Here is a 9,677-nt window from a genome sequence, read left to right as displayed (position 1 = left end):
GATACTAAACGTCGGGACATATAAACAGTTATAAGGTTGGTCAGGGTTGACCTGTTAGATTCAGTCGAGGGACTGAAGACCTTACTAGGCGGTTATTTCAGGCATTCGGTTCCTTATTTCATGCCTAAACGTTTCGCACCTTTGCTCCTATTATATCAAAGGCGATCGCGGCTGTGTCCAACTTCATTTATCTTCACTTTGTTTGATCGCAAATAATGGTAGAATTAAAATCTGGAAGCTAAAACTTTAGAATGATTGAGTAAACACTTTTTTAGGATAGCGATCTACTGATGCAACGGGATGAGGTTCTAGCAATTGTCAGAGCTAATCAGGAGCAACTCCAGCAGGAGTCAAGTCTCTCGAACTCTTTGGTTCGGTAGCGCGAGACCGAGCTAAGCCTGACAGCGATGTAGATTTTTTAGTTGATTTTTCTCGTCCTGTAGGACTTTTTGGCTTATTTTGCGTCCAACATTACTTAGAAGGAATTCTGGAATGTTCAGTCGATTTGGGAACTGTTAAAGATCTCAGAGAACATCTGCGAGAACCTATTTTACAAGAAGCAATTCGTGTCTTCTAGAGAATGGTTATTGCGGGTGCGGGATATTAGCTGTGTGAGGAGTGTCAACTCTACATCTAATTCATTCCTTACTCCTTTTAAGCAGATATTTAAGCAGAGACTTAATCTCAACTAAAGAAGGAACGCCACGCAATAAGGGAATGTTCTTTTTAAGGATTCGCATACCTTCTCTCAGAAACTTAGCCTGATATAAATAATTGGGTTTCATCGGCTGTGGACTGGGTGCCCTATCATTATAGACATCAATGAATAATTCTAGCCATTCTTTAATAATTAATCGGTGATCGAATTTTTCTCTGATAAAGTTTATCCCATTTTGACCAAATTGCCTAGCTATGTCAGGATTATCCAATAAGTAAAGAATATTTCTGATTAAATCTCTATCACTCCTTCCCAGTAACCCCGTTTTACCATGAACTACAGTGTCGAGCAATCCCCCTTTAGCAGCGGAAACGACGGGCGTACCGCAAGCCTGAATTTCCACCCCACTGATGCAGAAAGTTTCTGTACTTCCTGTAGGACTGACAACTCCCACGTCAGCAGTTTGCAAAATTTCAGTTTTCTCAGCACCTAGCAAGCCAGAAAAATGAACAGATTCTATTACATCACCATTCTCATCAGAAAGAAAGGGGCGTATGTAATTTGCTTCGTAAGTTTCTTCTGCCACTCCCCATTTCCCTAATTTTTGATTGCGGTTGTAGACTTTGCCACTGCCAATTACAATTAGCTTTGCTTCTGGCTTTTTCGCGAGGATGTGAGACCAAACTCTAGCAAGTACATGGAATTGTTTTGCCGGATCAAGACTTCCAAGATATACAACCATATTTCCTTGTTTTATTATATCATTTTTTGAGGCATAAGTTTCAATATTAAATGGGTGAAAAATTCGAGTTGACTTTTCAAAAATTCTGTGATCTCGATACATATCTAATTCTTCTTGTCCGACACAGACATGGCACTTAATTTGCGAACAATCTACCATTCGCTTTAATTCTTCGATAGTAGGAAAGTTATCAGACCGAGCTATAGCTTTTATCTTCAAGCTGCATAACTTTTCATAGAGATCTTGAGTTAAAAATGAAGATCTAAAAATAAATATATCACATCCTTGATCCTCGCTTTTTACTGCTGCATCAACGGCATCAACTATATGACAAGATTGTAAAGATGGCGGCAATAATTCGGTAATGTTGGCAAGCAGTAAAATTTCAAGTCTGTCTTGATAAAATTTATTCAAATAATAAGCTGTAGCAATTTCAGAAAACTGAGTACCGCCAATGCCAGGATTCCCTTTTTCTGGGAACCTGCAATCGACATTGGGATAGCCTTCGTTTTGGACGTAAAATCCTACTTTAATTTTTTTTGTCATTGCTTTAGATTTTTTTGCCTATCAAATAAAACATATTTTTATAAATGGGACATTCAAAGTGATTCCATTTAAAATTTGGTAGTTTACTTTCGAGTGAATTAAAGTATTCAACATTATTGAAATCATGGAATTTAGGTTGGTATGCAATTAGTACATACTTAAATTTTGAGATAATAGGCTCAAACTCTTGTCTAAGATCGTATGGACATTCACTCAAAGACCATGTAGCCATAAAGAGAGATTCATCCAAATCTATAACATTATCACTAACATTAGATGCTGCTCCAGAGAGCCATTTCAGGTTACTTAACGTTTCTGTATTAGGACAAGGTAGAAAAACATTTTTCAGATAAAATTTTTGAATGGCACACATTACTGGAAGATCGTAAATAAAATACTTGTTCGTATATCCAAGATTTTTTAAAAGTCTAAAAAAACTACCATAGCCACCACCAAATTCAACAATTGATTGGAGATGTAAGACATTAATATTTGTGTATTCCAAGAGTCTAATCAAATGATATCCGTGCTGAATCAGCAGTGGACTGCTTAAAGGATAAGAGGTATCTAAAAATGGTTTTCCCACAGGGGATTCAGTAAGTGCTTTCTGAATAGCTGCCGTAAATTTATCGGAACTGAATATGTAGTTTAAATACTGAAATGAGAGTCCAAATTGATTTGGGTGTACTGTCCCAGCAATTCTGGGAAATCTTAAAAATTCTGATGGGTTGTTCTCTTTAAGAGAAGATATTATTTCATCACCATAGCTTCTCCATGCCTCAGATATTTTTGAATCACTAATAGTGAAATTCATCTCTTCTATCAAATTATCAACAAAATCAAGTTTTGGAGCCTTGTAATTGTTGATTGATTTTGAAATCATTTTTCTCTTCAAAGAGTTTAATTTTCTTACAATCAAATTCATATTGTTGTTTCCCGTAAATGTGTGCCTTGATAAATTACCAGTTAAAGTGTTTCAGGCGAGTTACTAGATCGACAAACAGAGGTTGCGTGGGATATCTGTGTCACTATGCTTGTGGATCTTCACAAAAACATTACATCATACTTAGACCAAAAAGTCAATAAACAATTCTAAATAATTCATAAAAACCTTGTAAGCCTTCAGTTTACCACAGCGAACTCGATTTAATTTAACACTTTAGTTTAAAGTTTAAAGATTGAGACCGTACTTTTTAATATGCAAGTAAGCACCAAGACCAAATCCTACTCCGAAAAAATCACTTGAACTGTATCCTCCAGAAAGTAGCAGTAAGGTTGCCCACCCGAAAACACCTGGCAGTACGGTTAGGATGGAGGTACGTTTTCTAGGTTCTAAGGTTTTTGGTTTCAAGACAGCCTTAATGAATAAGCTAGGGAACTTAATATATAAAACATAGACACAGGGAATGAATAAAACTAATCCTCCCTTAAGTAAAAATGTCAAAATTCCTATGTGAGTCCAAGGAGCCTGGGGAGCCATAAATGAACGAAAATTAGCACCAATTCCTCGACCCAATAACCAATCTATACCCTGTAAACTTTCAATCATCTCAGTTGCTTCTTGGATTCGCGCTCCACTTGACTGCTGTGCTGATACATCACCAAAAAATCTACCAAATAGTAGGCTCTTTTCAAGAAAAGATATAAGATTAAATATAAAATCACTAAAGATAGCAAAGAAAAGTAAGGTACAAAGTAAGAAAAATATTGGAATTAATCGCCTCAAGCGTAAAAAAGATAGCTGATTAGTAATTACTCCATTGTCAACTCTGTAGGATAAACTTAAGATTGCAGAAGCCACTACAGCTAGTATGGCTAGAGTCGAACTTCGCGTAGCGGCGAGAAATGATACAGAGTATACATGAACCAAAATTGATGCCCAGATTGAAATTGCCCATCTCCAACCCGATCTAGACAAAATACCGATAGAAATTCCAGAAGGTATCATTAGTAAAGCAGACCAAGGAAATCCTATCAGATCTAATGACCTATCTTTAATGCCAGCAGCAGCTAGATGTAGCCTTACACCAGCCTGTGACATAGAATAGTAGACTAAAAAAGTTGCAGCAATTATCAGTACCAGTAGTTGCAATTTAGGATAGTAGGATTTTACTATTAAGCGAAACATTGCCAAGCCTAGAATTGGTGCCTGCAAAACCAATATATCACCTTTGATAATATCAAGACTATTGCCGTAAACTCGCCAGCCTATCAATAGATAAATAAATACTACTGCTCCGTAAATAATTGCTATTTTTCCCGAAAGCAAACGTCGGAATTCTTCGTCAAAAAAGAATGCCGTACCGCCAGCAAGTATTAGCATAATGATTGACAAACCACTTGGCAAGACTTGACCGCGATCTTCCATAGCAATGCTTGCGTTAACGTAACTAGGATAAATATATAAAAATAAAATAATATAAAAAATCACAGTGGCGAAAATCTGGCTAATAAAACTAGACTTCCTCCTGGGAATTGTGTTCATCGACACGGGCTGAGCTTTAATCATAACTGAGTACTCCTAAAATTATTATCATTCTAAACGTACTCTAGAAGAGTCTGGAAGGCTACCTTTAGTTGCTCGATTGAGTGGAGCCGACTATACCCGTCAAAATCCGGCTGTATTTCCTGGTAGCCTGTAGCCAGTTGCTCGTACAATCGTTCCAGTGCCTCAAGACACTGAGTGGTATTTCCTTCCTCAACAGTATACCCCAAATCGAACTTCTCAACCCGTTCGCCTATGCAATAGTTTTTGCTGGCTATTACTGGCTTCTGAAACAGTGCTGCTTTAGTTAGGGTATTGCTACTGTAGGGAAAATTTCTACGGACATTTAACACCACATCACATACTTTAACTAAGGCATTATATTGAGATTCATCGGGAATTCGAGTCAAGTGGAAAAAGCAGTTGTCTGGCTGTTCCTTGATAAATAACTGAAATCGAGCGAGTTCCTCGTCTGTAAACCCCTTCTCCGCTAGTGAACCAGCAAAGACGAAGAACCAATGATCAGGCGCTTGCCGAGACATTTCTAACAGAATTAAAGCTCCTTTTCCCGGATCTATCATTCCTAATAAACCAACTATCTTCCTGCCAGCAGCTTTGACATAAACTTTTTTGGAAATTTCATAATCCAGATCAGGCGGGGATTCATCAGTGAAGTCAGGAAAGACAATGACTGGCTTGCCAAGAAGTTGAGCTTGTAGCTGCGAGGTAACTCCTTCATCGAGAATTGCCATAGCTTTACAGTAGGGAGATAGAAACATTTGGAAGCGTTTGAGCCAGTCAAATCTAGTGATTGCCAATCTAGTGATTGAAAATTTTGGTGGAACCCGTATAGCAGGACAGAAATTGAGACCAGACCAAGCAATAGGAAAAATTGTCTCTCTGTTTAGTAGAAAGATATTTCTATTAAATATTAAATGACCAAGTTGAGAGCCGTGACTTCTGAGGTCAGCAAAAAAGACGAGATCGGGTGTTTTGTCCAGTTTACTAGCAATTTCTCGAATTCTTTTGGTTAAAATTTTCCACCGAGCAAGACCTAGTAAGGTATTGTACAACTTACGCCATCTGTGGGATTGAGGGTAAGGGATTTGGCTAATTGCTGGCTCTGGCAAATCAAATGAGTGAAAGCGGTCTAGAAATTCTGGACAGTGGCTGGCTACCCACTGGCTTACCTCTTCAGGTTCAGGAGACAGAGCGATGACTTCATATCCCAACTCCAGGAGAGTTTTGGCAAAAATGTTGAAGTAGGTAGGGTGATGGCCACCCCAAATAGAATCGACTAGAACAATAATTTTCATGATCTTTTATCCTTTGTTCATACATTTCGATGATACAGCTACAAACATACCGGGAATGCCTATATCATTCCCAAGTAGTGGCTCAATCTGACCACGAGAGCGCAGTCGAAACCAATTATAACCACATTTTTTAAGCATTAAGATAATGTCTGAAGGATAATAGCCAAGTGCTTGTGAAAGATCGTAAGACATTTCTATTAAAAGTCTAGAGATTTGCTGAGATTGAAACATCTTTAGCATTCCCTTAAGTACAAAATACTCTCCCCCTTCAACGTCTAATTTCATCAGATCGATATGATTTATATTATGAGATGCTAACCAGCTTGCACCTTCAAATAGCTGAATTTTAACTTTTTTAAATTGATTGGGATCAGCGGCAAAATGAACAATATCTCCCAAAGAGTTGTAGACTTCCATACCAGATTCGCCTGCATTGAAATCTACTATCTCATCTCGCTTCCCCAAACCTGCCTGATATATTGCTAGATTTTCAAGCTGATTTAATTCCTTATTTCTTTTTAGCAAATTAAATGGAAATTCACCAGGCTCAAAAGCAATAACGCGACCTATGGGAGTGACAAGTTTAGAGAAAAAGAGAGAAAAATATCCAACGTTAGCACCAACATCTAAAACAGTTTGTCCTGGTTTTAAGTATTTGCGAATGAAATCGAGTGAATCCCTTTCAAAAACAGCCGTGGTATATGCTCTACAGAAATACATATCTGGATGAATAACCATTGGCAAGTCAATTCCTGGCATTATATCTACTAATTCTTTATCTATACTTTTTGCCTCTTCTAACTTGATCTGATTACTGTGAAAAGTTCTTTGTAACTCTTTGTCTGCATTTCTTGCTTCTTCAAAATCCAACTTTTGCTGATCAGCAAGCCTTTGATAGTATCCTTTTTTAAAAGTTCGATAAGCCAGAAAACGCATGACTTTTCTGGGAAAAAATTTTAATTTTTTAATCATTGCTGGGAAAGAACTTAAACTTTTCATGATTACAGAGCCTCCTTTTTAAAATTAGCGATGTGTTCTTCACTTAGTTACGGAAGAGAGATAAATTTCTAGTTAAGTATTGTAGCATAGTTAACAACCCGACAAATAGATCGGCAACTTTAACCTTGAACAAGTCAAGCTTTTTTGTATCTCTAACATATAAAACGTTTCCATGCCAAGGTACAAAGGACATTCTTGAAAAGCCGTGAAGCGTGAGAAATGAATCAATTTCATCGTACAAACAGCCTCCTTCATAGATTGCCTGTTTACTAACCTCTAGTTCTATAGCTTTAATTCTTGTAAGAGTTCTATGCGCTCCTTTAAGTACCTCTAATTCGGATCCTTGAACATCAATTAATAAGAGATCGGGATAAATATTATTCTGACTTAAGAAAGAATCTAAAGTTATACTATTAAGATTGAAAATCTCTCCAGTCTCATGAACATCTGACCAATTTTTTTTAAGAAGATTAGTAGCTTTAAATATTGAGCTTGAAGCTCCTTGATTTGAAAAAACATGGAATTGATATTCTAGGTTATCCTGAGAAGTCAGAAGACAATTAAAAGCTTTGTGTATTGTCTGTGATTCTGTTCTTTTTTTTAGATTTTCTTGGAGAAGTTCAAAGGTTTTCGGATCAGCCTCTACCCATACAACATTTTGAATATTTAACTTCTCATAAGCTGGAGCTTCCTGACCCAAATGAGCACCTACATGAACCAATGTGTAAAATTTAGTATCCTTAGAACTTTTAGAATTTTTATCAACCCACTGAATTATATCCTTATAAGGATATAATTGTTGACCTAGTTTTACTATTTGAGTCTTTACAGATTTGATTATTCTTTTCATTTTGGATGTAATCCTTAGTTTAGTATTTATTTGTATTTAATGTTTGTATTAATAATGTCCCCAATTCCTAGAAAACGAAATAATAACTTATCAGAAATTCCAAACTTGATTAGAAATAGCGAAATTGCTTTTCCCAATGTTTTCCAGTAATATCCGTAGCCCAGATAAGCAATTTCGAGACGAGGAATTAATAGAATTGCAGCCAGATAAAAAACAGCTATTGAAGCAATTTGTATCATTGAGTTTGCTTTTTCAATGTTTAGCATCAAGTGAACTCCAGAAGCTATGAACATCAACAATAAAGACGAGTATAGAGGTCTGATTAACCAGCTACTAAAAGCAATCAAGTCCATCTTAGGCTTAAGACGGCGAGACAAGTAAATTGTTCCAACGAGCGTCATTAATTGTCCTATTACTGCGTATTGGAAACCAAATACTAAAGCAAATAGAACAACAAAGGGGAGAGAGCCCAAACCGATAATCATGTGATAAATCCAGTTCCCTTTTGCATCTCCCTTACTCAGTCCGAAGATAAATGGTACTATAGCATTGCCATGATTATAACCTACCCAACAGAAAATAAATAGCTGAAAACTAGCTTGGCTAGCAAATTCTGCATTGACTAATTTTGTTAATATTGCTGGTCCAGCAATAATCAGTCCTGAATAGATAAAAGCTGCTAGTAATCCAATAAACCAGCGCATACGTTCTTCTATTTGTTCAGCTACTTTATCTAATTTATCACCTTGAGATGATAGCATGGGAAATAGGTAAGAAGACTGTCCTGCTAACATTCCATGAACTGTTAGATAAATCCTTTGACCAAAAGTGTAAAATGGTAAAGATGAACTACCAAATACAGAAGTTAAAAAGATTTTATCAAAACCATCAAAGAACACAGCTTTAATTTGAGTCAAGTAAACCCATTTACCAAACGACCAAAGCTCAATAAACATAGCTTGATGCCAGGAAGGACGTGTCAGAAATCCAAGTATTTTAGTGACTATAAATCCTGTACACAAGCAATTCAAGCAAGACAAAGCTAACTGAATTATTCCCAAGGTTAAAATATTGGGAAAGGCTTTCAGTAAAGTAATTCCCAAAATACCATTGGCTAACAGGAAAGTAGTACTAAGCTTAGTCTGCCAGTCAAATCTTTGAAGAGAACTCAGAAATATACTAAAATAACCAGTGATTTGTTGTAGTAAAAATGCTGAACCTAATAAAATAACGTACAAGCGGCCTGTATCAGCATTGCCTTCATATTTACTCCATTGAACAATCCAAGAAGAGCCAAAAGTAAAAAGACAAAATCCAAACAATCCAAACGCCAGAGAAGTTGTAAAACAAACACCTGCTATTTTCTGAATTTCCTGAGAATTATTTTCTTCATAGGCTCGACTAATCAATCTTATTGCAGCAGTCCCCAGCCCCAAACCACTAAAGGTGTTGTTGATGCCAACAATAGCAGCAATGGCAATGGCAAATCCAGCCTCCGCTTCTCCCAACCAGCGAATCGTTAACCCAGCAAAAAGGAATCCTAGAATAGCTGTCATGAGAGAACCAATGGCAGTCCACTTAGAATTATTAACAGCTTTGGCAAGTAGATCGCTCAACTAAGTAAACTCCTTTTTGATACCGCTCTAATTATATAACATCAGCGTTCTTAAATATAGCATCCATTTGCAGTATTTCTGAAGGATTTTCATGGTATCGCCATTCAAATCCCTTGCCAACCATAATATATTTATTCTCTTCTAGTAGTTTGATGATTTCCCATAAATAGGGTTGATCTCGATAAAACTGACGAAATGATAATTCAATCACTAAGTATTTAGATTTTTTGGGGCTCTTCGTTACTCTTTATGCTAAATCAACAGACAAGATGCCAAGACAACATACTTCTAACCCAAAAATTCCGAAAGTTTCTCAAGCCATAGCCTCTCCGTTTTATTAGTTTAAGTTTATTGTTGATTCCCTCGACCACCCCATTCGTTGTCCTTCGCTCGAAATAACTAATTATTTCTCCAAACCAGTTTCGGATTGTTTGACAACTCTTGGTAAAAACACTGGAGGATTTT

At 36.8% G+C, this 9,677-nt stretch carries 8 protein-coding genes and 1 pseudogene; 1 reads left to right on the top strand and 8 read right to left on the bottom strand.

Going from position 1 to position 9,677, the window contains the following annotated elements; all coding sequences use genetic code 11:
• Nucleotides 1-290: 290 nt before the first annotated feature.
• Nucleotides 291-577: pseudogene (locus IM515_RS07240) on the top strand (nucleotidyltransferase family protein).
• Nucleotides 578-638: 61 nt separating this feature from the next.
• On the opposite strand, the gene IM515_RS07235 reads toward IM515_RS07240, so the two are convergent.
• From IM515_RS07235 to IM515_RS07200, 8 genes are all read right to left on the bottom strand, one after another.
• Nucleotides 639-1,946: a glycosyltransferase family 4 protein gene (locus tag IM515_RS07235; protein WP_287629903.1), complete on the bottom strand. Its 1,308-nt coding sequence runs from the start codon at nt 1,944-1,946 to the stop codon at nt 639-641.
• A gap of 4 nt (nt 1,947-1,950) precedes the next feature.
• Nucleotides 1,951-2,871 (bottom strand): class I SAM-dependent methyltransferase, encoded by a 921-nt coding sequence (locus IM515_RS07230; RefSeq protein WP_287629902.1) that lies wholly within the window; start codon nt 2,869-2,871, stop codon nt 1,951-1,953.
• 246 nt (nt 2,872-3,117) lie between these two features.
• On the bottom strand, nt 3,118-4,455 hold the full coding sequence (locus tag IM515_RS07225) for a hypothetical protein (protein WP_287629901.1): 1,338 nt from the start codon (nt 4,453-4,455) through the stop codon (nt 3,118-3,120).
• Between the two features lie 29 nt (nt 4,456-4,484).
• The gene (locus IM515_RS07220; protein WP_287629900.1) at nt 4,485-5,747 is read right to left on the bottom strand and encodes a glycosyltransferase family protein; all 1,263 of its coding nucleotides are present in this window, start codon (nt 5,745-5,747) and stop codon (nt 4,485-4,487) included.
• 6 nt (nt 5,748-5,753) lie between these two features.
• A complete protein-coding gene (locus IM515_RS07215) occupies nt 5,754-6,746 on the bottom strand; it encodes an FkbM family methyltransferase (protein ID WP_287629899.1) in 993 nt (330 codons plus the stop codon).
• 43 nt (nt 6,747-6,789) lie between these two features.
• Complete coding sequence (locus IM515_RS07210; RefSeq protein ID WP_287629898.1) at nt 6,790-7,596, bottom strand: FkbM family methyltransferase; 807 nt, start codon at nt 7,594-7,596, stop codon at nt 6,790-6,792.
• A 26-nt stretch (nt 7,597-7,622) separates the two neighbouring features.
• The gene (locus tag IM515_RS07205) at nt 7,623-9,212 is read right to left on the bottom strand and encodes a lipopolysaccharide biosynthesis protein (RefSeq protein ID WP_287629897.1); all 1,590 of its coding nucleotides are present in this window, start codon (nt 9,210-9,212) and stop codon (nt 7,623-7,625) included.
• Between the two features lie 257 nt (nt 9,213-9,469).
• Nucleotides 9,470-9,677: transposase (locus IM515_RS07200; protein WP_287633590.1), on the bottom strand; the 208-nt coding region annotated here is incomplete at its 5' end.

It is taken from the genome of Microcystis sp. M44BS1 (genome assembly GCF_020244875.1).
GTDB classification, from domain to species: Bacteria; Cyanobacteriota; Cyanobacteriia; order Cyanobacteriales; family Microcystaceae; genus Microcystis; species Microcystis panniformis.
The sequence above is the reverse complement of the archived record's forward strand: the minus strand, read 5'-3'. Positions and strand labels throughout refer to the sequence as shown.